Source organism: Myxococcus dinghuensis (assembly GCF_024198235.1).
In the GTDB taxonomy this organism is placed as follows: Bacteria; Myxococcota; Myxococcia; order Myxococcales; family Myxococcaceae; genus Myxococcus; species Myxococcus dinghuensis.
In genome coordinates, this window is the sequence record NZ_JAKCFB010000003.1 from 374,343 (window position 1) to 398,104 (window position 23,762).

The window sequence follows — 23,762 nt, forward strand, 5'->3', positions numbered from 1 at the left end:
GATACCGCGAACCGCCGCGGCTGTCTCCCCCCGAGCCCGACTCGGGGGGAGCACCGGAGGCCCGCCTGCCTCCCGGGCCCCCTCACCTCACGGGAGGTAGAGCTCCGAATCGCCCTGGACCCCGTCATAGCCGCGCCCGCCGACCACCAGCACCTTTCCGGAAGTCAGGAGCGTCACGGCCGGGTCCTCGCGGGGGGTCAGCATGTTGCTGGTGAGGTCCCACTGATTCGAACCCGGGTCATAGAGCTCGCAGTGGCCGAGATAGAAGCGATCCTCGAAGCCTCCGAAGCCCCCCACGACGAGCACCTTCCCCGAAGGGAGGAGCGTGGCGGAATGCCCCCCACGGCTCTCCTCGAGCTCGCCAGCGGGAGCCCACCCATTGCCCACCGGATCGTAGAGCTCCGCGAAAGGGACCGTGGTCCCATCCATGACCGAGTGCGCCGAGCTGAATCCCCCGACGATCAACACCTTCCCCGAGGGCAGCAGGGTCGCCGTGTGGCTCCCGCGGTTGTACGTCATGCTCGGGAGCGTCGACCACGTCCCATTCTCTCCCTTGTCCGGGGTGTAGAGTTCGGCGGTCCGGCAAGGCGCGTCCTGGACCCATTCTCCCTGGCGGAGGGTGGCGGTCGTATACCCGCCCGTCACCAGCACCTGCCCCGATGGCAACAGGGTCGCGGTGTGGTCCAGACGGGCCACCGCGAGGTTGCCCGCGGACGACCACGCTCCCGAGCTCGGGTCGTAGAGCTCGGCCTTGGCGAGCGCGCCGTCCTTGCCCAGCCCCCCCACCACGAGGACCTTGCCCGAGGCAAGCCGCGTGGCCGTGTGGAACGCCCGTCCATCCGCGAGCACTTTCTTCTCGGCCCAGAGATTCGCTACCGGGTCGAAGACCTCCGTGCCCGACACGAACGAGCCGTTGTATCCCCCCGCCACCAACACCTCCCCCGAGAGCAACAGCGTCGCCGTATGGTCGCCCCGTGCCGACTTCATCGGCGCACGCCCCTTCCACTGCCCGGTCGAGGGGTCGTACCACTCGACGTCCGACAGGTAGGTCCGCGGCGAGGGGTTGTCGCTGCGGCCTCCCATCACCAGGACCAGGCCGGATTCGAGGCGCGTGGAGACGAGGCGCTCACGGGAAGTGAGCAAGCGCGGCATGGGCGTCCAGGTCCGCGTCCCCGGCTCGAAGACCTCGGAGGAGGCGAGCGTGCCGCTGGCGCCATCACCACCGACCAGCAACACCTTGCCGGAGGTCATCAGCACGGCGGCGTGATGATGCCGCGCCACCCGCAGGGCCGGACCGGGGGCCCACGTCCCCCGCTCCGGATCGAAGAGCTCCGTCGAAGCGAGCGCCGTCCCCTGGGCGTCTCGCCCACCCGCGACCAACACCCGCCCATCCGGCAAGAGCGTCGCCGTGTGGTGCTCCCGCGGAGTCGTGAGCGCCACGGCCGCCTCCACCCGATGGTTCTCCTCGTCCACCAGCACCGACGAGCCCAGGACCCCGCTGCCGTTGGAGCCCCCGGTCACGAGCACCTCACCCGAGGGCAGCAACGTGGCCGTGTGGTGGATCCTCCCCGCGCCCAGGACATCCAGTTGGGACCAGGTCCCCGTCTCCGGGTCATAGATGTCGGCGCTGCCGGGATACGCCGCGCCGTCCGTGATTCCCCCCGTCACCAGCACCCGTCCGGAGTCCAGGAGGGTGGCGACGCAATGGTTGCGAGCCACGGGGGCATTGCGCGTGGTGGCCCAGACCGCGGGCTGGTCATCATGCGCCGGGGTGTAGAGCTCCGACGTCGTCACCAGGGCCTTGCCATCGAAGCCGCCCGTGACGAACACCCGCCCATCGTCCAGGAGCACCGCCGCGTGGCCGTAGCGGCCGACGGAGGCGCTCGCCGTGGACGACCACCGGTCCGGGTCCGGGGAGAACAGATCGGCGGTCTTGATGGCGCCACCCGCATTGCGTCCCCCCGTCATCAGGACCTGCCCCGAATCGAGCCGGACCGGGACGTGTTCCACCCGGGCCACGGGCATCTTGACGATGGTGGACCAGGTCAGCTCCCTGGGGGAATACACCTCGGCGGTGTCGACCGCCGAGCCCGAGACCTCGCCGCCCGTCACCAGCACCCAGCCCGAATACAGGGCAGTCGCCGCGGGCCCCGACCGCGCCAACGAGACGTCCCCCCGTCGTTCGACGGTCGGACACTCCGGGATGCCGATGGCGGCGAACGTCACGACGGCGGAGGCCTCCCGGGTGCTGCTCGCGGTGAGCGAGAAGGACACCCCCGCGGGAGGCACGCAGTCGGGGGCGCTCCACGTGATCTCGGTCGACGTGGCGGTATCGCGCGGCGCCCCGAAGGTCCCCAGGTTCGAGGTCCACGAGAACCGCAGCGCGTCACCCGCCGGGTCCTTCGCCACGGCATGGAGGCTCAGCGAGCCCTCCTTCTCGACATAGAACACGGAGGCCGGCGTCTCCTCGAAGGCAGGCGCGCAGACCTCGGGGTGGGTCTTGCAGAACGTCTTCTGGTCCTCGTCGAAGTCGACGCAGGCGCCCAGCACCACTCCATTCGCCCCGAGCAGAAGGAGCGTCCTCATCCAGGCCTTCATGGCCACCTCCCGGAGACGAAGGCGGAGGTCCCATCGGTGCTCAGCGACAGCTCCGTTCGCTGGACACCCGAGCCGCCACCCCGCAGATACAATCCCGCAGCCACGCCCAGCCCCACCACGCCCGCACCGGCGAGCACCGCGCTCACCGTCTGATATGTCTTTCCACGGGAGGCGCTGTCCTTCAGGTCGCCCGTCGTCTGGATGGCCTTGCCCTCTCCCGTCAGCCGGGAGTGTTCGCCTCGCGACAGCAACAACGTCACCCCCGCGCCCGCGAGCAGCCCACCGCCGATCGCCGCCGGCACCCACGCGCGCCGCCAGCGGGAGACGTCCTCCCGGAGGACGGGCGCGGGCGTCGAATCGGGGGGCGCCGCCGCGACGACGGGGGGACGGGGGGTTTCCGGCCGTCGCGTCGCCGCGGCGGCGTCCAGCTCGCGCTTCACCTGGGCCCGCACCGTCTCGAAGCGCTCGGAGACCTTGGGGGAGACGGCCAGGGGGAGCTTCGCGTCGGGCTGGAGGAACAGGGCCGCCTTGAAGGCCGCGTCGGACGAGGGGGTCCTCCCGAGGTCCGCCAGGATGACGCCCTCATAGAGAGACAGCAGGACGTCGTCCGCCTCGCTCTTGGAGTGGCGCTTGCCCCGGGTGATCTGCTCCAACGCCTGTTCGTATTCGAGGTCGTTGTAGAGCCGGGCCGCGGACAACACATAGGGCTGCACCGCGCTGGGCGCCTCCGCCCCGGCGACTCGCGGCGCGAGCGCGCCACACCACAACGACAAGACGACCACCGCAAGCAACGGGCGTTTCCAGTCGGGTATCTTCATGGGCTCCACGATTTTTCAGCCAGTCGTGCGTCCACAGATGAAGACAAACACAGGCGCCTGGCGAGCGGGCACCCCTGGACTGTCGGGCAACGAACACCCCCAATGTCTACCTTCTCATGTCAAGGGAATGATCGGTTCAGGAGGAACACAACGATGACAACCCCTACACTGGAGCCAATTCCAGCGCGAGCTCCGCGCATTTCTTGCGCGTCCTGATGTAGCGGGAGACAGCACCTTACCCCACTGGATCTCTTCCTCTCGCTTTCCGGCCGGCCCAGAACTTTGAATCGACGCAGCCACGATCCCCCTTCATTCCAGGACAACCCAACAAACCATTTGATGCACGACAGGAGCCCTGATATCGACTGGTCAACACTTCACCTCTTCCGGAGAGTATCCCATGAGAGTCATTCAGCCTGTCATCGCAGGCACTCTTCTTTGTTTGGCGCTGGTTGCTTCTGGCTGCGGAACTTCGACCGAAACGAAAACCGAGCTGACGGATAGCCAGTCAAGTCTCGACTCCTGCACCTGCTTCAACGGCTACACGGCTGGTGCCCCCTGCACGTCCAACTCAGACTGTGCTTCGGGCTACTGCGCGGACCACGGCACCACCCGGGTCTGTGGCATCCCGATCGAACCAGCAAATACCTACTGTGGATTCAGCGCCACGGGGACCGACGGCAACTCCTACGTCTGCTGTGGGAACAGCTGGATTGCGGGCACGAGCTGTCCGCCGCCTCCCTGCACCTGCTACACGGGATGGAGGCCTGGCAGCGCGTGCACGCATAACGAGGATTGCGCCTCTGGCTATTGCGCCAGCGACGGTACCACGAGCGTCTGCGGCATCCCGATCCCTCCGTCGGAGACCTACTGCGGGTTCACCGCGACGGGAACCAACGGGCATACGTTTGCCTGCTGCGCCAGCGGCTGGGTCGAGGGCTCTGGCTGCCCGTGATTCAATCCAGGTGGCAGGGTCCTCGGATTTCGCTGGGCCCTGCCCCACTGTGGATTGACGTCGATGGGGTATCGAACCCCGATGAGGAGGGCGCCCCGACGGCGGGAATCCGTACGCGGGCGTCCTTTCCTTTTGTGACGCCTCGTCCATGCATGGCCGAGGGAAGACTCTGCGCGAATCTCCCTCAGCGCCACTGCGGATGCGCGAGCACCCGGGACTCCAGCTCCGGCGTGAGCTGCGCGCCGTGCGGGGCACGCGACGACGAGCGCTTCCACCGCTCCAGCCAGCGCTCGGCGAGGGGCGCGGCGAGGGCCTCGCGCCGCGTGGAGGCCACCGTCGTCTCGCCCTTGGTCCCGGTGGCCGCGCCCGCGCCCACGAAGAACCCGGCGAGCAGCAGCGTCACCCGCGTCGGCGTCGCCGCGCTGTACGTCAGCAACAGCGCCCCCTCCCCCTCCACCCGGCAGTGGCGCCGCACGCGCGCGAGCACCGCTTCCGTCCACATGTCCGGGTTCGACGCCGGGGAGAACGGATCGAAGTACACGAGGTCCGCCAGCGGCAGCGCCCCGTCCAGGAACGGCACCGCGTCCCCCAGGTGCAGCCGCCAGCGCAGCCCGTCCGCCTCCCACACCCCGTCGCGCATCAGCGCCTGGGCCGCCTCCTGGAACGGCTGGAGGAAGGGGAAGCCCTCCGGGTCCGCAAGCGCCAACCGCAGCGGGGCCAGGTCCACCTCGAAGCTCACGACCTCCAGCGGGCGCCGCCGCTCGGCGCCCAGCTCCCGCGCGCACGTCAGCGCCGCCACCGCGTTGGTCGCGGCGCCCAGCCCCACGTCGTGGATGACGAGCGGCGGCCCGGACTGCCGCAGCTTCTCGGCCAGCCGGGGCTGCTCGACGTAGAGACCCAGCGCCTCCTTCCACGGGCCCACGGAGGGGTGCATCACCTCTCCGTGGCCCAGGTGGCGCACGGCGCGCGAGCCGTTGCGCAGCGTGACGAGCTCGAAGTCCCCGTCGCGGGGATTCGCCTCCGCGTCGGCGCTCACCCGACCTCCTTCAGCGTCACGGCCCGCGCGCTCGCCTCTTCCTTCAGGTCCTTGGGCGTGGCGACGGCCGCCTTCAGCTCGCGCGCCACCTGGTCGTACGTCCCGGACAGGATGCCCGCGCGGATGCGGCCCATGAGCTTCTGGTAGTGCCGCACGTTGTGCACGGACAGGAAGCGCGAGCCCAGGTGGTGCTTGCCGCGCATCAGGTGCTGCAGGTAGCCGCGCGTGTAGCGCTTGCACACGTAGCAGTCGCACTCCGCGTCGAGCGGCTCGTCCGCCAGCCGGTACACGCTGCGGGTGATGCGCACCAGCCCCTGGAAGGTGTACGCGTAGCCCTGCTGCGCCATCTTCGTGGGGATGATGCAGTCGAACATGTCCACGCCGCGCAGCACCGCCTCGATGAGGTCCGTCGGCGTGCCCACGCCCATCAGGTAGCGCGGCTTGTCGGCCGGCAGGGACGCGGTGGTGCGCAGGGTCATCTCCTCGCGCTCCACCTTCGTCTCGCCCACCGCCAGCCCGCCGATGGCGAACCCGTCGAAGGGCAGCTTCGTGAGGAAGGCCGCGCTCTCGTCGCGCAGGTGCGGGAACACGCCGCCCTGGACGATGCCGAACAGCGCCTGGCCGGTGTCCACCTTCGCCTTCGCCGCCAGGCTGCGCACCGCCCAGCGGTGGGTGCGCTCCATGGCCTCGCGCGTGCCCACCTCGTCCGTGCGCGAGTCGATGCACACGTCCAGCACCATCATGATCTCGGAGTTGATCGCCTGCTGCATGGCGATGCTCGACTCCGGGCTCAGGAGCTGCCGGCTGTTGTCGTAGAAGCTGCGGAACTGCGCCCCCTTCTCCGTGATGAGGCGGTCCTCGGGCAGCGAGAAGATCTGGAACCCGCCGGAGTCCGTGAGCACGCCGCCGTCCCACTGCATGAACGGGTGGATGCCCCCGAAGCGCTTGAACACCTCCGCGCCGGGCCGGAGCATCAGGTGGTAGGTGTTGGCCAGCAGGATGCTGGCGCCGGTCTCCTTCACCTCCTCCATGGCCAGGTGCCGGAAGGCGGCGTGCGTGGCCACCGGCATGAACATGGGGGTGTTGAAGGAGCCGCGGCGGGTGTGCAGGACGCCGGCGCGGGCGCCGGTGGGGTCGGTGGTGACGAGCTCGAAGCGGACGGCCATGGGCGGGGCCTTATACCCGTCATGCCCTCCGGCTACCGCATCCGAGTCGCCCGTCCCCCCACCCTCCGAGCGTCCTGGCCCACAAAACCCTGGCATTCCAGGGCATTTTCCGTCGCGTCCCGAGCGTTTCCCCATGTCCCGCGCCTGGGCCGGACGCGGGGCATCACGCTTGTTTGGCCGCCTTGCGTCATTTCCGCTACAACGCCCCCGCCATGTTCAACGTCATCAACGTCTCCAAGGCCTACGGGCCCAAGAAGCTCTTCGAGGAGGTGAACGTCACCTTCTCCGCGGGCCGCCGCTACGGCCTGACGGGCCCCAACGGGGCCGGCAAGTCCACGTTCATGAAGATCCTCGCCGGAGACGAGGAAGCGGACATGGGCAGCATCGTCCGGCCCCGCAAGCTGGGCATCCTCCGCCAGGACCACTTCCGCTACGAGGAGGACCGCGTCCTCGACGTGGTGCTCATGGGCAACGGGCCCCTGTGGAAGGCCATGTCGGAGAAGAACCAGTTGCTGGCCAAGTCCGACATCACGGAGGAGGACGGCAACCGGCTGGGCGAGCTGGAGGGCGTCATCGCCGAGGAGGACGGCTACTCGGCGGAGAGTGACGCGGCGACGCTGCTGGCGGGTCTGGGCATCGAGGAGTCGACCCACGAGGGCCCGATGCGGCAGTTGACCGGCGGCCTCAAGCTGCGCGTGCTGCTCGCCCAGGCGCTGTTCGGCAAGCCCGAGGGCCTGCTGCTCGACGAGCCCACGAACAACCTGGACATCGACTCCATCCGCTGGCTGGAGAACTTCCTCCACGAGTACGAGGGCGTGCTGATCACCATCAGCCACGACCGGCACTTCCTCAACTCCATCTGCACGCACATCGCGGACATCGACTACGAAACCATCATCCAGTACACGGGTGGTTACGACGACATGGTGCGCCAGAAGGCGCAGGTGCGTGGCCGCATCGAGTCGGAGACGGAAGAGAAGAAGAAGAAGATCGCCCAGCTCCAGGACTTCGTGGCGCGCTTCAGCGCGGGTACGCGCGCCTCGCAGGTGCAGAGCCGCATCAAGCAGATCGAGAAGCTCAAGTCGGACGACCTCAAGCGCTCGAACATCGCGCGGCCCTTCATCCGCTTCGACCAGAAGGTGGTCAGCGGCAAGCAGACCCTGATGATCGAGGGCATCAGCAAGTCCTTCGACGGCACGCCGGTCATCCGCCCCTTCAACGCGCTGGTGTGCAAGGGCGAGAAGGTGTGCGTCATCGGCCGCAACGGCGTGGGCAAGTCCACCCTGGTGAAGATGATCGCCGGCCAGTTGGAGCCGGACTCCGGGAAGATCGGCTGGGGTCACCAGGCGTCGGTGGGCTACCTGCCGCAGGACCACCACGGCGTGGTGCGCAAGGGCACCACGTGCTTCGGCTGGCTGCGCGACCTGCACGACAAGCTCACCAACGAGGAGATCTCCGGCGTGCTCGGCCGCATGCTCTTCTCCGGTGAGGAGCGCATGAAGAACACGGACACCCTCTCCGGTGGCGAGACGGTGCGCCTGCTGCTCTCCAAGCTGATGATCATGCAGGACAACGTGCTGGTGCTGGACGAGCCCACCAACCACCTCGACCTGGAGTCCATCTCCGCGCTGGCCGACGGCCTCCAGAAGTACGAGGGCACCGTCATCGTCGTCACCCACGACCAGGAGCTCATCTCCGAGGTCGCCACCCGCGTCTGGTCGCTCCAGGCGGGCCAGGAGGTGCTCGACTTCAACGGCCCCTACTCGGAGTTCCTCGAGAAGCACGCCGACGCGGCGCTGCGTCGCCGGTAGTCACCGCGTCCGCCAGGGCGTCGACTCCCTCCGGGGAGTCCGCCGTGGCGGGCGATGGCGCCGCGGGAGTCGCTCAGTTCGCCTGGCCCGCGCCCGCCGCGTCGCGGAAGCGGGCCAGCAGCGCGGCGGACATCTGCGCGACGGTGGTCTCCTCCAGGCTCTTCTTCAGCGCCGCCTCCGCGCGGCCGAAGACGCCCTCGAGGTAATCCGCCACGCAGGCCCCCACGACACACTCCGCCGAGGGCTCCGTGGGGTGGCGGCCGAACAGCTCCACGCCCTCCTCCACGGCCTCGTAGACGTCGCGGAGCGTCATCGTCTCCGGGCGACGGGCCAGCTTCACCCCGCCCCGGGCGCCCCGCTTCGTCTCCACCAGGCCCGCACGTCCCAGGTCGCCCAACAGCCGCCGCACCACGACGGGGTTCGTCTGGATGCTGCGCGCCATCGTCTCGGAGGTGATGGGCTCACGGGCCTCGTCACACTCCTTCGCGAGCATCGCCACGATGTGCGCCGCCATGGTGAATCGGCTGTTCACTCACCCTCCGGGGAGGCGATTGGAACGTCAAGGGTTACCTATCGTCCACTGCCCCCGGGTGCAACCCGGGATGGGCCGACTTCCCGGCCGCGCCGGGGCCGCTCGACGAACGGACGGACCGACGCGTCAGCGCTGGGACGTGCTCCGCCGGAGGAAGAAGACCCCCAGGCCCAGGCCCGCGGCCCACTTCGCGGCGGCCACCAGGGGGGTCTGCCCCAGCCTCGGCGGGGCGTTCCCGGCCATGGGGCCCCCTGTCCGAGGGTCCACCACGGGCTGGAACTCCCGCGAGCCGGGGAGTTGCGCGCCCGCCGACTCCAGCTCCGTCTTGGTGGCCACCACCGCCTTGCCCTCGTCCGGTGAGTGCTGCCCCGGCGCCTTCCCCTCCGGAGAGCGCTGCTCGAGGAGGGCGTTGATCTCCGCGCCCAGCAGCACCACCTGCGACGACAGCCACATCCACAAGAGCAGCACGATGACGCCGCCGATGGCGCCGTAGTTCACGTCGTACTTGCCGAAGTTGGCCACGTACTTGGAGAAGGCCCACGACGCCACGACCCAGATGATGACGCCCACCACGGAGCCCGGGGTGATGAAGCGGAACCGCTGCTTCACGTTGGGCAGCACGTAATAGAGCATCGCCCAGAGGAACATCATCAGCAGCCCCGCCACCGGGAGCCTCAGCCACTGCGCGATGGAGGACGCCGGCTCCGGCAGCTTCCGCGCCAGCGCGGGGGTGACCACGGCGGCCAGCGCCGCGACGATGGCCACCACCGCGGCCATCAACGTCGTCGCCACCGCGACGAGCCGCAGCTTCCACACCGGCCGCGTCTCCTCGACGCCATAGGCCGTGTTCAGCGCGACCATCAACGCGACGATGCCCCCCGACGCGGCCCACACCGCGCCCACGCCGCCCACCGTCAGGAGCCCCACCGGGTTGCTGTCCGCCAGCGACTGGATGCGTTGCCCCAGGATGGTCGTGACCTCCTTGGGCGCCACCTTCCCCAGCTCGTGGATGAGCACCTGGGCCTGGTTGGGGTCGATGAGCACTCCCGCCAACGACACCAGGAACAGGAGGAAGGGGAACAGGGCGAGGATCGCCCGGAACGTCAAGGCCCCCGCCACGTCCCCGACGTCGTCGCGCGTCCACTCCTCCTTGAGGAGCTTGAAGAACTCCAGCCACCCCATCCCCTTGCCAGGGAGCACCATCTCGCCTCCACACACACGGTGAGACCAGGGGAAGGATGGGCACGTACCCCGCCTGCCGGAGCCGCCCCCGGGTCGCACCCGCTCCGGGACGGCCCTCCCCCAGGCGAGCGTCTTCCTGAAAAACATTCCATCCAGTAAGAAACAGGGGACGTCGAGCCCCTGACCTACCCGGGCAACCGAGCGTTCACCGACACACGCCCAAGTCCACCCCGAGGACGCAATGTTCGTTGCCTCTCTCCTGAGTGTCAGCCTGGCCCTGGTGGCCAGCGCCACGCCAGGCACCACGGCCTCCCCTCGCGCGGAGGCTCCCGCGCAGACGCTGTGGCTCGTTCAGCCGATGTACCCAGGCCAGGACTCGCTGGTGAAGCGCACGGAGGAAGGCATCGCCGGGTTGTTGCCGGAGGACGTGAAGCCCCGGCAGCTCATCGGGTCGGCGGCGCTGGCGACCCACCTGAAGGGCCGCGCGGGGGACCTGTCGTGTCTGGCGGGGGGCGCGCGCTGTCGGGAGCCGCTGGAGGCCTACCTGACGTCGCTCGGGTTGGAGCGCGTGGTGCTCCTGCAGGTGGGCCAGGACGACGCGGGCTATCGCTTCCGGGCCAGCAGCGTGCGACCGGAGACGGGCGCGCGCGCCCAGGCGGAGACGAGCAACCCGTCGTTCGACAAGGCGCTGGCGGGCGCGCTGGTGAAGTTCCTGTCCCTCAACGCCACGGTGGAGGCCCACACGGAGCCCTCGGGCGCCACGGTGTTCATCGACGGCGTGAAGGTGGGCGTGACGCCGTACTCCACGGAGGTGCTGCCGGGCGAGCACACCTTCCGCTTCGAGCTGGCGTCGCACCTGCCCCGCGAGGAGACGCGCGTCGTCGCCTCGCGCGAGCACGTCGCCCTGAAGCCGTCGCTGGAGAAGGTGCCCGCGCGGCTGGTGGTGAAGGCGCTCCCGGAGGGCACCGAAATCTACGTGGACGGAGAGCGCGTGGGCGCGGACGCGGTGGACCGGGGCGTGCAGCCCGGGACGCGCACGCTGCGGCTCGCGCTGGAGGGCTACGAGCCGCAGGAGGTCCAGGCGGAGATCGCCCCGGGCGCCACGTACACGCTCGAGCGCGCGCTCAAGCCCACCTCCATGCAGGCCTTCAAGCTGGCCATGCGTCGGCGCCAGGAGGCGACCCTGGCGCGCCGCAGCTACCTGGAGGCCTCCTACGAGTTCACGACGCTGACGTCCGACACGCTGGAGACCCGGCCCATGGGCTCCAACGGCGGCCTGGACGCGGTGCGCACCCAGAACGTGCGCTCGCCCGGCAAGCGGAAGATGCGCGGGCTGGGGCTCGAGTACGGCCACTACGGCCAGTACTTCGGCGTCATGTTCGTGGGCACCACCTGGTACTCCACGGCGGACGTGTGGACGGTGGGGGTCAACGTCCCGGCGGGCGTGCAGGGCCCCGGCGTGGACGGGCTGACGCAGTTCGACACCAAGGTGCAGATGTTGTCGCTGCGCGCGTTGCAGCCGCAGCTGCGCTACGTGCTGGGGCCCGTGTCGTTCGCCATCCAGGCGGGCGTCGAGGTGCGCGGCGCGCTGATGGAGGAGGAGGACGACGGCTCCGGCCTCTCGCCGCGCTTCAAGGACGGGCTGTACGCCATCGACGTGCACGCGGGCGGACAGGCCACCGCGCGCGTCTTCATCTACGAGGGGCTGTACGCGTCGGTCGCGTACCAGCGGGGCTTCTCCCTGCTGTCGAAGATCGCCGGGACGAGCAACTTCCGGGGAGGGGTGGGCTATGCGTTCTGAGACGCGCCGACTGCTGATGACGTGGGTGGTGCTGGTGTGTGGCGCGGCCTGGGCCCAGCCGCTGGTGGGCCCCTCGGTGGGCAACGCGGACGCGCTCGTGGCCGAGGGCACGAAGCTCTACAACAAGCGCAAGTACGCGGACGCGTCGCGGCTCCTGCTCCAGGCCACCCGGGCCAACCCCACCCTCCTGCCCGCCTACCTGGGGCTGGCGCGCGCGCGCATGGGCGCCAAGGAGACCGCGGGGGCATGCGCGGCGTACAAGGCGTGGCTGCGCAGCGCGCCGGACGTCCAGGAGCGGCGCAAGGCCCAGGGCGAGCTGGAGCTGTGCGAGCGTCAACTGAAGGCCGCGCGCAAGAAGAAGAAGAACAAGGTGCCGCCGGACCTGACCGCGCGCCACGTCGAGCTGAAGGCCGGCTTCTTCGAGGCGCTGGAGGCCCGGAAGCTGCGGGGCGCGGACTCCGCGGGGGAGGCGCTGCGCACGCTCGTGGCGGAGGGCTACCTGGGCGCGGACCTGGGCGAGATGGGCCAGCGGCTGAGCGCGCAGTGCCGCGCGACGGCCGGCGAGCTGCACCAGCGGGCGCTGGCGGGCGAGGCCGTCCCGGTGACCCAGCTTCGCGAGGCGCGGGAGCTGTTGGACCTGGCGAAGGACACGGGCGAGCCCGTCGCCCAGGCGGACGCCCAGGCGCCCTTCCTCGACGGGATGGTGCTGCTCCAGACGGGTGACGCCAACCGGGCGCAGGAGCAGTTCGCCCGGGCGACCACGGCGGCCCCCGAGCGCAGCGAGTACAAGGTCTGGCGGGCCACGGCGCTGCAGCGCGCCGGAGACCTCGGGGGCGCGCTGGCGATGATGGAGCAGGAGCTGCCCAACGACCCGCGCACGGACCTCCTGCGGGTCGCGGTGGCGCAGGGGACGTCCCCCGAGGCGGGCGCGAAGGAGCTCGAGCGGCTGCTCTTCCAGCGCTACCCCCCCACCGCGTCGCGCTGACGCGGGCCGACCTCTTTGCCTGGAAGGACCTGGATGGCGCTCTTCATCTGCCAGCGATGCGAGACGCAGCACGAAGCGTTGAACGGGGTGTGCCCGTCCTGTGGGGGCACGGAGCTCCTGAAGGTCGCGGAGCCCGCCGTGGACCGCATGCTCGGGAAGGTCGTCGCGGGCCGCTACCGCGTGCTGAAGCGGCTGGGCCAGGGCGGCATGGGCTCCGTGTACCTCGCGGAGCAGGTGGGCATCGGCCAGCAGGTGGCGATGAAGTTCCTCAACAGCGGCCTGTCCATGGACCCGGACGTGGCCCGCCGCTTCCTCAACGAGGCGAAGAGCTACGCGCGCGTCGCGCACCCCAACGCGGTGACGCTGCACGACTTCGGGCAGGACGACGAGGGCAGCCTCTACCTCTCCATGGAGTACGTGGAGGGCGATGACCTCAAGCACCTGCTGGCGTCCGTGGGCCGGCTGAACGTGCACGAGGCCGGGGACATCATCCTCCAGGTGGCGGACGTGCTGGCCTTCGCCCACGCGCGCGGGGTGGTCCACCGGGACCTGAAGCCGGAGAACGTCATGGTCCGGCAGGGCCTGCGCGGCTGGCACGCGAAGGTGCTCGACTTCGGCATCGCCCGCATCATCGACGGCGCCACGCGGCTGACGGCGCAGGGCGCGGTGGCGGGCACGCCCCGGTACATGTCGCCCGAGCAGGCCATGGGCCTGGACGTGGATGCCCGCGCGGACGTGTACGCGGTGGGCGTCGTGCTCTTCGAGCTGCTCACCGGCGTGCAGCCCTTCGACGGCGCGAGCGTCGCCGAAATCATGCAGAAGCAGGTCCACCAGCCCATTCCCCGCCTGGTGGACGTGGTGCCGGAGCTGGACCTGCCCGCCATCGACGCCGTCATCCAGAAGGCCACCGCGAAGAAGCGCGTGGAGCGCTACACCACGATGGAGGCCTTCGCCGTCGACCTGAGCAACGCCCTCCCCACCATGACGGGACGGCCGCCCATCAGCGGCGTCAGCCCCGCCGTGCGCGCGGGCACCGCCGAACAGTCGCGCCCCGGAACGATGCTGTACGGCGACGGCACCGAGGACACGATGCTCCGCGGCGCGGCGACGCCCGCTCCGTCCACCGTGGACCCGGGGAAATACGACACGGGCCGGGTCGCGCCCCTTCCGCTGACGCAGCCCTCGCCGGGCGCGCCGGACACCGGGCTCCGCGTGGGGCCGGGCGGCTTCAACAAGACGGCGCATGCCATGTCCCCCTACGCGGCGCCCCCCTCCTCGCGTGGCGGGTGGATGCTGGGACTGGGCATCGCGGGCGCGCTGCTGCTGGGCGGTATCGCGGTCGTCGTGATGCGAAGCACGGGCCCGACGCAGGAGCCCCCTCGCCTCACATCCCTGCTGGGAACGGGCGCCCAACCGGCCCCGCCACCCGACCGTGGACCTCCACCGCCGGGGCATGGGCACCCTCCGCCGCCCCTGGACGACCGCCCGCCAGTCCCCCACCCCATGGGCGCGCCCAGGCCCCCTCCCCCCGTGCAGCCCGTGGACCCGAGGCCTTCCGACGTGGCCGAGGCCGCCGACCCGGCCATGGACCGCCGCCTGGAGAAGGCCCAGGACCGCCTCATCGAGATCAGCGACGACTTCAACGACGGCGAGCTGGCGAAGGCCTCGGAGAAGCTCGCGCTGGCGCGCAGCCTGGGCCTGGATGCCGTCGAGCCGAAGCTCGCGGAGCTGGGCACGAAGATCGAGGACGCGTCGAAGCGGCTGGCGCGGGCCCGCGCGCAGGAGAACGACGGGAATTGCGAGCAGGCCATCGGCGTCTACAAGGCGCTGAGGAAGGACTACCCTCAGCTCGCGGATGCCCAGCGTGGCCTCCAGCGATGCAAGCGGATGCTGCCGCCCGACGTGTCCGACTGAAGGACGCGGCCCCCAGGCGGCCTCCCTTCCGGAGACGAGGATGAACGAGGTCGGCGGACACGAGGTGGTGGCGCAGCTCCGGGCGCTCGGAGTCCGCGAGGGCGGCGTGCTCCTGGTCCACACCGCGTTCAGGGCCGTGCGCCCCGTCGAGGGAGGACCGCTCGGGTTGATTCGAGCCCTCCGCGCGGCGCTGGGCGACATGGGCACCCTGGTGATGCCCACGATGACGGACGGTGAGAGCGTGTTCGACCCGCGCACGACGCCCACCTCGGACATGGGAATCACCGCGGAGCTCTTCTGGCGACAGCCGGGCGTCGTGCGCAGCACGCACCCGGGAGGCTCGTTCGCCGCCGAGGGGCCTCACGCCGAGGCCATCTGCCGCCCCCAACCCCTCTCCCCTCCGCACGGCCCCGACAGCCCCGTGGGCCACGTGCATGACCTCGGGGGCCAGGTGCTCCTGCTCGGAGTGAGCCACGGCGAGGACACGACGCTCCACCTCGCGGAGGCCCTGGCCGGCGTGCCGTACTCGGTCTCCCATCCATGTGTCGTCGAGGTCGACGGCGTCGCTTGCTCGGTGCCCATCGCCGAGACCGACCACTGCTGCCAGGGCTTCCGTCTGGCGGATGACTGGCTCCGCGCGCGAGGCCTCCAGCGGGAGGGTAAGGTGGGCCACGCGGACGCGCGCCTGTGCGACGCGCGGGACCTCGTGGCCGTCGCCGTGGAGCAGCTCTCCCGCGAGCCCCTCGCCTTCCTCTGCGCGCCCGCGACCGGCTGCGAGGAGTGCGACGCCGCGCACGCCAGCATCCCCGCCCACGCGCGCCTCACGTCCCTTCGAGGTCCCGCTTCAGCCGGGTGAGGACCCCCACCGCCTCCACCGAATACGGCGAGAGCCACCGGTCCCGAATCTCCTGGATGGGCGCGGCGTTGAGATAGTTCCACCGCGTGCGCCCCTCGCGCACGGCGATGACGAGCTCCGCCTTCTGGAGCACGCCGATGTGCTGCATCACCGTGCAACGGTCCAGTGACGCCGCGAAGTGCTCGCACAGCGCCCCCGTCGTCCGGGGCGCGTCGCGGAGCAGGTCGAGGATCTCCCGCCGCCGCGAATCCGCCAGCGCCTTGAAGATCAAGTCGTCCCGAGCGACCTTCGACATGTTATAAAACTACAACATATCGACGCAGGACCCAAGCCCGGAGGCCCCCATGGAGTTGAAGTTCCAGGTGCAGTTGAAGGTCCAGAAGCCGGTGTCCGAGGTCTTCGACGCCGTGGTGAATCCCAGGAAGCTCAGCGGCTACTTCGTCCAGGCGGCCAGCGCGCCGCTCATCGAGGGGACGACGGTGAAGTGGCGCTTCGCGGAGGTCCCTGGCGAGCACGACGTCGTCGTCCGGGAGGTGCGCCAGGACGAGCGCATCGTCTTCGAGTGGGAGGCCGCGGGCGGGGGCTACGACACGCGCGTGGAGATGAAGTTCAAGGTCATCGACGCGAAGAACACGCTGGTGCAGGTGAGCGAGTCCGGTTGGCGGGAAGACCCTGTCGGGCAGGCGGCGTCCTACGACAACTGCGGGGGCTGGATGCACATGATGCTGTGCCTCAAGGCGTACCTCGAGCACGGCATCAACCTGCGAGCGGGAGGAGCCTTCTGAGCGGCCGCTCGGGCGCCCTCCCCGCGTCGCGGTTCGTCCTGGGGTCCCGTCCCCGGACGTGACAAGGTGCGCGCGATGTCGTCGCAAGACCCGAAGCGACCCAGCCCGATCGCCGTCGCCATCCCCCTGCTGCTCGCCGCGATGGGCTCCATCCAGGTGGGGGCCTCCATCGCGAAGGGGCTGTTTCCCATGGTGGGCGCCCAGGGGACGACGGCGCTGCGGCTCGTCTTCTCCTCGCTCATCCTGCTCGCCTTCTGGCGCCCGTGGCGGCACCGCCTCACGCGCCAGGAGCTGCGCGCCATCGTCGTGTATGGCGCGTCGCTCGGGGTGATGAACCTGACGTTCTACCTGGCGCTGGCCCGCATCCCGCTGGGCATCGCCGTCGCCATCGAGTTCACCGGGCCGCTCGCGGTGGCCATCCTCTCCAGCCGCCGCCCCATCGACTTCGTGTGGGCCCTGCTCGCCATCGCCGGCGTGCTGCTCATCCTCCCACTCTCCGGCGCGTCGGGGACCCTCGACTGGGTGGGCGTGGCCTGGGCGCTCGTCGCGGGGACGTGCTGGGCGCTCTACATCCTCTTCGGACAGAAGGCCGGCGCCTCCGTCCACGGCGGCACCGCGGCCTCGCTGGGCATGCTCGTCGCGGCCCTGGTCGCCGTGCCGGTGGGGGTCGCCAGCGCGGGCACCGCGCTGCTCAATCCGTCGTTGATGCTCCCCGCGCTGGGCATCGCCATCCTCTCGAGCGCCCTGCCCTACTCACTGGAGATGTTCGCCCTCAAGAAGCTGCCCACGCGCACCTTCGGCATCCTGATGAGCCTGGAACCGGCGCTCGGGGCGCTCGCGGGCCGGGTGTTCCTCGCGGAGCAGCTCTCCGTCACCCAATGGGTGGCCGTCGGCCTCATCATCTCGGCGTCCGTCGGTAGCGCGGCCTCGGCGCGCCAGCGCTAGATTCCCCCCAAAGGGAGCGCTCATGCACAAGGGGTCTTGTCTCTGCGGGGCCGTCCGGTTCGAAGTCACCCAGGCGCTGAAGCCGCCGGACGCCTGCCATTGCACGCTGTGCCGCAAGTCGTCCGGCCACTATTGGGTTTCCACCGACCTTCCCCGCTCGGCGGTGACGATCCACGGTGAGGACAAGGTCACCTGGTATCACTCGTCCGAGAAGGTCCGGCGGGGCTTCTGCTCCGTCTGCGGCGCCAGCCTCTTCTGGGACCCGGTGCACCGGGACTTCATCGCCATCGCGATGGGCGCGTTCGACACGCCCACGGGCACCCACGTGGAGAAGCACATCTTCGTGGCGGACAAGGGCGACTACTACGAGCTCGTCGACGGACTGCCGCAGAACCCGCGGTAGGCCGACGCCGGCTCAGTAGGACGGGAGCACCGTCGCGTCCCTCAGTCGGGGGGCGCGCGCGTCCTTGGGGGAGATGAGCGGCTCGCTCACCGGCCACGGAATCGCCAGGTCCGGGTCGTCCCACACGACGGCGCGCTCCATCTCCGGCGCGTAGAGCGTGGTGCACTTGTAATGGAAGTCCGCCGACTCGCTCACGACGCAGAAGCCGTGCGCGAAGCCGGGTGGAATCCAGAGCTGCCGCCGGTTGTCCGAGGACAGCTCCACCGCCGCCCAGCGACCGAACGTGGGCGAGCCCCGGCGGACGTCCACCGCGACGTCGTACACCGCGCCCGCGAGCACCTGGACGAGCTTCCCCTGTCCCTGAGGCTCCTGGAAGTGCAGCCCGCGCACGGTGCCCTTCGTGGAGCGGGAGTAGTTGTCCTGCACGAAGGGCCCGGCGATGCCGGCGTCCGCGTACCGCTTCGCGTGGAACAGCTCCATGAAGAAACCCCGGTCGTCCCCGAACACCTTGGGTTCGATGAGCAGCAGCTCCGGAATCTCCAGCGGAATGACCTTCATGACACCGCGCCCCGATTCTCCGCCAGGGCCAGCAGGTACTGGCCGTACTCGTTCTTGCGCATGGGCTCCGCCAGCGCCCGCAACTGGGCCGCGTCGATGTAGCCCATCCGGAAGGCGATCTCCTCCGGGCACGACACCTTGAGCCCCTGCCGCCGCTCGATGATCTCGATGAAGTTGGACGCCTCCATCAGCGACTCGTGCGTGCCCGTGTCCAGCCACGCGTAGCCGCGACCCATCAGCTCCACGTCGAGCTGGCCGCGCCGCAGGTACTCCGCGTTGACGTCCGTGATCTCCAACTCGCCGCGCTTGCTGGGCTTGAGCCCCGCCGCGATGTCGAGCACCTGGTTGTCGTAGAAGTACAACCCGGTGACGGCGTAGTTCGACTTCGGCGCGACGGGCTTCTCCTCGATGCTCAGCGCGCGGTTGCCCGGCCCCAGCTCCACCACGCCGTACCGCTCCGGGTCCTTGACGTAGTAGCCGAACACGGTGGCGCCCGAGGTGCGCCGGGCCGCCTCGCGCACCAGCGCGCTCAGGCCGTGGCCGTAGAAGATGTTGTCGCCCAGGATGAGCGACACCGTGTCCGAGCCCACGAAGTCCCGACCGATGACGAACGCCTGCGCGAGCCCCTCCGGCCGGGGCTGCTCCGCGTACTGGAAGCGCATGCCCCACTGCGCGCCGTCCCCCAGCAGCTCGCGGAAGCGAGGCAGGTCCTGGGGCGTGGAGATGACGAGCACGTCGCGGATGTCCGCCAGCATCAACGTGCTGAGCGGGTAGTAGATCATCGGCTTGTCGTGCACGGGGAGCAGTTGCTTGCTGACCACGCGCGTCAGCGGGTACAGCCGCGTGCCCGAACCGCCAGCGAGGATGATGCCCTTCATTGTCACCTCTGCGAGTCAGTGTCCGCGCGCGGCCTTCCACGTCGCGTGGAAGCGCGCCAGCGACTCGGCCAGCTCCAGCGGCTTCGCCTCGAGCTGGGTCCGCGCCTTGTCCGTCTTCAGCCCGCCCTTGAGTGGCCGGGGGCTGGGCAGCTTCAGCTCCGCCATGCGCGTGGGGACGATGAGCCCCGCGTCGAACCCGAACACGTCACACAGCGCCCGGCCGTAGCCCACCCGGTCGATGACCGTGCCGCCGCACGTGTTCCAGGTGCCGCCCAGCCTCCGCTCGCCCAGCTCCACCAGCATGGCGGCCACGTTGTCCGCCAGGCTCGGCGACACCACCTGGTCCTCGAAGAGCTTCACCTGCTGGCCCTTCTCCAGGTTCGTCACCAGCCACGCGCCGAAGTTGAGCCGGCCCTCCACGGGCGGCCAGCCATAGACCACCGCCGTGCGCGCGATGGCGCAGCCGGGCGCGAGCACCCGCGCGGCCTGCTCCCCCATGTGCTTGGTCACCGCGTAGACGCCGCGGGGGTTGGGCACCGCGGCCTCGTCGTACGGTCCCGCCTCGCCGTCGAAGACGTAGTCGGTGGAGACGTGGACCAGGTGCGCCCCGGCCGCCTGCGCGCTCCGGGCCACGGCGGCCGTCGCATTCACGTTGCCTGCGTACGCCGCCTGCGGGTCCTTCTCGCAGGCATCCACCTCCGTCATGGAGGCGCAGTGGATGACGACGTCGGGGGCGGCGGCCTTCAGCGCGCTGGCGACGTCCGCCTCGCGCGTCAGGTCGACGGACGCGTAGCCGTACTCGCCCCCCGTCCGCCGCGGGCCGCGCCCCAGCCCCACCACCGTGTGGCCGCCCTTCTCGAAGAGGGAGCAGACGCGGCTGCCCACCAACCCGTTGGAGCCCGTGACGAGCACTCGCATGGCGTCACGCCCTCCCCTGCAGGCGGTGCACGTACTGCGTCTCGTAGTACCGCTGGTACGCGCCGCTCGTCACCCGCTCCCACCACGCGCGGTGCTCCAGGTACCAGTGGACCGTGTCCGCCAGTCCCTGCTCGAAGGTGTGCACGGGCGTCCAACCCAGCTCCGCGCGGCTCTTCGACGGGTCGATGGCATAGCGCCGGTCGTGCCCGGGCCGGTCCTTCACGTACTGGATGAGGCTCTCCGGCTTGCCCACCAGGCCGAGGATGGCCTTCACGATGTCGATGTTGCGCCGCTCCGCCCCACCGCCGATGTTGTAGACCTCGCCGGCCCGGCCCTTCTCCAGCGCGAGCAGCAGCGCGCGGCAGTGGTCCTCGACGTGCAGCCAGTCGCGCACGTTGGCGCCGTCGCCGTAGACGGGCAGCGGCTTGTCGTGCAGCGCGTTGACCACCATGAGCGGGATGAGCTTCTCCGGGAACTGGTAGCGCCCGTAGTTGTTCGAGCAGCGCGTCACCACCACGTCCATGTGGAACGTGTGGTGGTACGCCAGCGCCACCAGGTCGGAGCTCGTCTTGCTGGCGGAGTACGGGCTGGAGGGCTTGAGGGGCGAGGACTCGGTGAAGGCCCCCGTGGGGCCGAGCGAGCCGTAGACCTCGTCGGTGGACACCATGACGAAGCGCTTCACGCCTCGCGCGCGGCTCGCCTCCAGCAGTTGCTGGGTGCCGAGCACGTTGGTGGTGATGAACACCTCCGGCCCGAGGATGGAGCGGTCCACGTGGCTCTCTGCCGCCAGGTGAAGGACGGCGTCGACGGCGTGCTTCGCCATCAGGTGTTCGACCAGCTCCCGGTTGCCGACGTCGCCCCGGACGAAGACATGGCGGGGGTCGCCCTCGAGGTCGGACAGATTCTCCAGGTTGCCCGCATACGTGAGCTTGTCGAGGTTGACGACCGTCCAGTCGGGTCGCTCGCGCCGCAGGTACCTCACGAGGTTGGAGCCGATGAAGCCGCAGCCTCCTGTCACCAATACGTTCATGTGCCGCGAGCCTCGAATCGTCGGGAAGGGGCCTCCCGTCGCCGAGGGGTTCTACACCAGGGAGGCCGGGCTTGTGTGCACCCTCTCGCGGGGCTAAGGGACCCAGGCGTGAGGACACAGCGACGCAGCCCCCCGACGTCGGGGCCTCGGGCCATCCACCAGCTCCTGCCACGTCTCGCCTGGGGCGACGCGGTGGGCAACCAGGTGCGCTACCTCCAGGGGTTGCTGCGCCAGTGGGGTCATCCCTCGGAGATCTACGCCGAGGACTGGGACGACGCGTGCAAGGACCAGGTCCGGCACGTGCGCGACTGCGCCCGCGATGCGACGGATGACACGGTCTGGGTGATCCACCACAGCTTCGAGTCGCGCCTGGTGCCACTCATCGCTCGCACGCCCGGTCGCAAGCTGCTCGTGTACCACAACGTAACGCCTGCTCGGCTGTTCGAGGGGTTCGAGCGCAAGGTCGCCGCCGCCTGCGACGCGGCCCGCGATGAGCTGCTCGCCCTGCGTCCGCTCGTGGACCATGGCTTCGCGTATTCGCGCTTCAGCGCGGAGGAGTTGACGGCGGCGGGCTTCATGTCCGTCTCCCTGCTCCCGTTCGCCATCGACTGGACGGCCTTCGACGCCCCCGCGGACCCCGCGCTCCAGGCGGAGCTGTCCGATGGCTGCGCCAACATCCTCTTCGTGGGCCGCGCGGTGCCGAGCAAGAAGGTGGATGACGTGCTGCGCGTCTTCACGGCGTATCAGCGGCTCTACCAACCGCGCAGCCGGCTCGTCGTCGCGGGATACCTGCACCGTGACGGCGCCTATGGCGCCTCTCTGCACGGACTCAAGGACGTGCTCGGCGCGGAGCGCGTCCACTTCCTGGGACGCGTGAGCGCGGCGCAGTTGTCCGCGTGCTTCGCCACGGCGTCGGCCTACCTGTCCATGAGCCGGCACGAGGGATTCGGCGTGCCCCTCCTGGAGGCCATGTACCGGGGCGTGCCCGTGGTCGCCTACGGCGCGGCGGCCGTTCCCGAGACGATGGGCGGAGCCGGGCTCGCCACGCTGACCGACGCACCGGAGGATGTCGCGGAGCTGCTCGCCGTCCTGGACAGGCGACCCTCGCTGCGCGCGCAGGTCCTCGAGGCGCAGCGTCGACACCTGACCACGCTCTCCCAGGACCTCGTGGCCCGGCGGGTGCGAGAGGCCTTCGACGAGGTGCTCGCGGCGCGGCGTGCGCCAGAGCCTGCGCCTACGGTCCAGGCAAGCGTGGAGCTGGTGTGCCCAGGCTTCACGGTGCGCCCTCGGGATGCAGCCACCCAGCTCACCCGGAGACTGGCGGAGCGCCTGCCCGGCGCGCGGGTGCTCGCGTTGAGCCCGAGGGGCACGCCGTCCTCCGGAGCACCGCGCACCACGACGGAGGTGGGAGGAGTCCCGGTGTGGCACTTCACGCCGGACCAGCCCGTGGGACGGGGCGTGGGCGCCCTGCCCGGCGCGTCCTCGCTCGAGAGCGCCGTCCGCGTCTCGTCCGGGAAGGTGGTCCTGCTGGGCGCGGAGACGCTGACGGCCCAGGCGCTCGCGCCGCGCGTCGGCCCACGGGCCTGGGGCGTCTTCGAGCCGTCGGACGCTCCTTCTGCGTTGGAGGCCGCGCGGCAACACCTGGGCGCGCGGCTCGTGCCCATGGACTCGTCACGGCTGGACTCCGCCGTGGAAACCCTGTTGAACGCCCTTTCCTCTTCACGAGGTGCGGCCCTTGCGCGCTGAAGACCTGCTGACCACCAGCCCCACGGCCGAGGCCGTGGCGGAGGAGACCCGGAGACTCCCCGCGCCTTCACCGGAAGCAGCCGAGGCGCTGCGACACACCCTGGAGCGGTCCGCGAACGCCAGCCCACCCGCGCCGTGGCCCGCGCTTCTCCAGGAGGCACGGGGGAAGATGGACAGCCGCTACGCGGGGCCGGTGACTTCGCATCGCGGGGGGCTCAGTGGCCCCGCGCTCGTCCTGGCCAAGCGCGCCTTCCGCCTCCTCTTCCAGCCCTTCATCAACGAAGCCCTGCGCAAGCAGGTCGAGTTCAACGAGTCCATCCTCGACGCGCTCGCCACCATCCACGACGTGCAGCGCGAGCACGCACGAGCCCAGGCCAGTTGGCGGCAGGAGATGGATCGCCGCCTCGCGAACATCGAAGCCGCGGCGCTCGGGCGTGTGGCCACGCGAGAGGCATCACCGGACACGAGTCCCGCCGGGGCCTCCGACCACGGCAGCGCGCCCACGGCCACACAGCCTCCCGATGGTGCCTCGACACGCGCCCCACCGCCCGAGCCCGGAGGGCCGGTGAACCGTCAGGGCCGTGGCGCACGTGCTGGAGGACGGGGGCGCGGCGGTCGTCGATGAACCGCTGAGCAGAGCACTCCGTCGGCACGCCAGACGGCGAGCGAAGTCGGGGGCCCGACAACACTGCGGGCGCCCCACTCGCGCACACAGCCCTCCGCCGTCACGCGCCAAGCAGAGGACCACGTCGGCACGCCGGACAACGGGAGTGAAGGCGGGGCCCGAACACACAGCGGGCGCACGACCCGGGCACACAGCCCTCCGCATTCACGCACCAAGAGGA

General features: G+C 70.2%; 21 protein-coding genes. 10 read left to right on the forward strand and 11 right to left on the reverse strand.

Features of this window, described 5'->3' with window-relative positions:
- Positions 1-87: 87 nt before the first annotated feature.
- The 4 genes from LZ198_RS06460 to tgt all read right to left on the reverse strand — a co-directional run bounded on the left by LZ198_RS06460 (position 88) and on the right by tgt (position 6,573).
- On the reverse strand, positions 88-2,586 hold the full coding sequence (locus LZ198_RS06460) for a kelch repeat-containing protein (RefSeq protein ID WP_253970996.1): 2,499 nt from the start codon (positions 2,584-2,586) through the stop codon (positions 88-90).
- An 8-nt stretch (positions 2,587-2,594) separates the two neighbouring features.
- The gene (locus LZ198_RS06465) at positions 2,595-3,416 is read right to left on the reverse strand and encodes a hypothetical protein (RefSeq protein ID WP_253970997.1); all 822 of its coding nucleotides are present in this window, start codon (positions 3,414-3,416) and stop codon (positions 2,595-2,597) included.
- A 1,139-nt stretch (positions 3,417-4,555) separates the two neighbouring features.
- Positions 4,556-5,407, reverse strand: coding sequence for an MnmC family methyltransferase (locus LZ198_RS06470; RefSeq protein WP_253970998.1), 852 nt, complete (start codon positions 5,405-5,407; stop codon positions 4,556-4,558).
- Entirely contained in the window at positions 5,404-6,573 is a 1,170-nt protein-coding gene (tgt, locus tag LZ198_RS06475) for a tRNA guanosine(34) transglycosylase Tgt (protein ID WP_253970999.1), read from the reverse strand. The genes LZ198_RS06470 and tgt overlap by 4 nt, the downstream gene beginning before the upstream one ends.
- Positions 6,574-6,785: 212 nt before the next feature.
- On the opposite strand from tgt, the gene LZ198_RS06480 reads away from it, so the two are divergent.
- Positions 6,786-8,384 (forward strand): ABC-F family ATP-binding cassette domain-containing protein, encoded by a 1,599-nt coding sequence (locus LZ198_RS06480; RefSeq protein WP_253971107.1) that lies wholly within the window; start codon positions 6,786-6,788, stop codon positions 8,382-8,384.
- 73 nt (positions 8,385-8,457) lie between these two features.
- On the opposite strand, the gene LZ198_RS06485 is transcribed toward LZ198_RS06480, so the two are convergent.
- The gene (locus tag LZ198_RS06485) at positions 8,458-8,916 is read right to left on the reverse strand and encodes an RrF2 family transcriptional regulator (RefSeq protein ID WP_253971000.1); all 459 of its coding nucleotides are present in this window, start codon (positions 8,914-8,916) and stop codon (positions 8,458-8,460) included.
- A gap of 126 nt (positions 8,917-9,042) precedes the next feature.
- Positions 9,043-10,119, reverse strand: coding sequence for a YihY/virulence factor BrkB family protein (locus LZ198_RS06490; RefSeq protein ID WP_253971001.1), 1,077 nt, complete (start codon positions 10,117-10,119; stop codon positions 9,043-9,045).
- Between the two features lie 220 nt (positions 10,120-10,339).
- On the opposite strand from LZ198_RS06490, the gene LZ198_RS06495 reads away from it, so the two are divergent.
- Genes LZ198_RS06495 through LZ198_RS06510 form a run of 4 tightly spaced genes read left to right on the forward strand, consistent with a single transcriptional unit; the run spans position 10,340 to position 15,654 of the window.
- Positions 10,340-11,899, forward strand: coding sequence for a PEGA domain-containing protein (locus tag LZ198_RS06495; RefSeq protein ID WP_253971002.1), 1,560 nt, complete (start codon positions 10,340-10,342; stop codon positions 11,897-11,899).
- Positions 11,889-12,884, forward strand: coding sequence for a tetratricopeptide repeat protein (locus tag LZ198_RS06500; RefSeq protein WP_253971003.1), 996 nt, complete (start codon positions 11,889-11,891; stop codon positions 12,882-12,884). Before LZ198_RS06495 ends, LZ198_RS06500 begins: the two co-directional genes overlap by 11 nt.
- Before the next feature lie 33 nt (positions 12,885-12,917).
- Positions 12,918-14,798, forward strand: coding sequence for a serine/threonine-protein kinase (locus tag LZ198_RS06505; RefSeq protein WP_253971004.1), 1,881 nt, complete (start codon positions 12,918-12,920; stop codon positions 14,796-14,798).
- A gap of 40 nt (positions 14,799-14,838) precedes the next feature.
- Positions 14,839-15,654, forward strand: a complete 816-nt coding sequence (locus tag LZ198_RS06510) for an AAC(3) family N-acetyltransferase (protein ID WP_253971005.1) — start codon at positions 14,839-14,841, stop codon at positions 15,652-15,654.
- Here the strand turns inward: LZ198_RS06510 and LZ198_RS06515 are convergent.
- The gene (locus LZ198_RS06515) at positions 15,620-15,949 is read right to left on the reverse strand and encodes a helix-turn-helix domain-containing protein (RefSeq protein WP_253971006.1); all 330 of its coding nucleotides are present in this window, start codon (positions 15,947-15,949) and stop codon (positions 15,620-15,622) included. The genes LZ198_RS06510 and LZ198_RS06515 overlap by 35 nt on opposite strands.
- A gap of 49 nt (positions 15,950-15,998) precedes the next feature.
- Between LZ198_RS06515 and LZ198_RS06520 the strand changes: the two genes are divergently transcribed.
- The 3 genes from LZ198_RS06520 (at position 15,999) to LZ198_RS06530 (ending at position 17,787) form a co-directional block, all read left to right on the forward strand.
- Entirely contained in the window at positions 15,999-16,439 is a 441-nt protein-coding gene (locus LZ198_RS06520; protein ID WP_253971007.1) for an SRPBCC domain-containing protein, read from the forward strand.
- Positions 16,440-16,514: 75 nt separating this feature from the next.
- On the forward strand, positions 16,515-17,384 hold the full coding sequence (locus tag LZ198_RS06525; protein WP_253971008.1) for an EamA family transporter: 870 nt from the start codon (positions 16,515-16,517) through the stop codon (positions 17,382-17,384).
- A gap of 22 nt (positions 17,385-17,406) precedes the next feature.
- Positions 17,407-17,787 (forward strand): GFA family protein, encoded by a 381-nt coding sequence (locus tag LZ198_RS06530; protein WP_253971009.1) that lies wholly within the window; start codon positions 17,407-17,409, stop codon positions 17,785-17,787.
- 12 nt (positions 17,788-17,799) lie between these two features.
- Here the strand turns inward: LZ198_RS06530 and rfbC are convergent, their stop codons facing one another.
- The 4 genes from rfbC to rfbB are packed head-to-tail and all read right to left on the reverse strand — an operon-like array spanning position 17,800 to position 21,171.
- Positions 17,800-18,345, reverse strand: a complete 546-nt coding sequence (rfbC, locus tag LZ198_RS06535; protein ID WP_253971010.1) for a dTDP-4-dehydrorhamnose 3,5-epimerase — start codon at positions 18,343-18,345, stop codon at positions 17,800-17,802.
- The gene (gene rfbA, locus LZ198_RS06540) at positions 18,342-19,223 is read right to left on the reverse strand and encodes a glucose-1-phosphate thymidylyltransferase RfbA (RefSeq protein WP_253971011.1); all 882 of its coding nucleotides are present in this window, start codon (positions 19,221-19,223) and stop codon (positions 18,342-18,344) included. Before rfbA ends, rfbC begins: the two co-directional genes overlap by 4 nt.
- A 15-nt stretch (positions 19,224-19,238) precedes the next feature.
- Positions 19,239-20,141 (reverse strand): SDR family oxidoreductase, encoded by a 903-nt coding sequence (locus LZ198_RS06545; RefSeq protein WP_253971012.1) that lies wholly within the window; start codon positions 20,139-20,141, stop codon positions 19,239-19,241.
- Positions 20,142-20,145: 4 nt separating this feature from the next.
- Positions 20,146-21,171, reverse strand: coding sequence for a dTDP-glucose 4,6-dehydratase (gene rfbB, locus LZ198_RS06550; RefSeq protein ID WP_253971013.1), 1,026 nt, complete (start codon positions 21,169-21,171; stop codon positions 20,146-20,148).
- Positions 21,172-21,279: 108 nt separating this feature from the next.
- Between rfbB and LZ198_RS06555 the strand changes: the two genes are divergently transcribed.
- Both LZ198_RS06555 and LZ198_RS06560 read left to right on the forward strand, forming a co-directional pair.
- Entirely contained in the window at positions 21,280-22,917 is a 1,638-nt protein-coding gene (locus LZ198_RS06555) for a glycosyltransferase family 4 protein (protein WP_253971014.1), read from the forward strand.
- The gene (locus tag LZ198_RS06560) at positions 22,907-23,542 is read left to right on the forward strand and encodes a hypothetical protein (RefSeq protein WP_253971015.1); all 636 of its coding nucleotides are present in this window, start codon (positions 22,907-22,909) and stop codon (positions 23,540-23,542) included. Before LZ198_RS06555 ends, LZ198_RS06560 begins: the two co-directional genes overlap by 11 nt.
- The last annotated feature ends 220 nt before the right edge of the window (positions 23,543-23,762 follow it).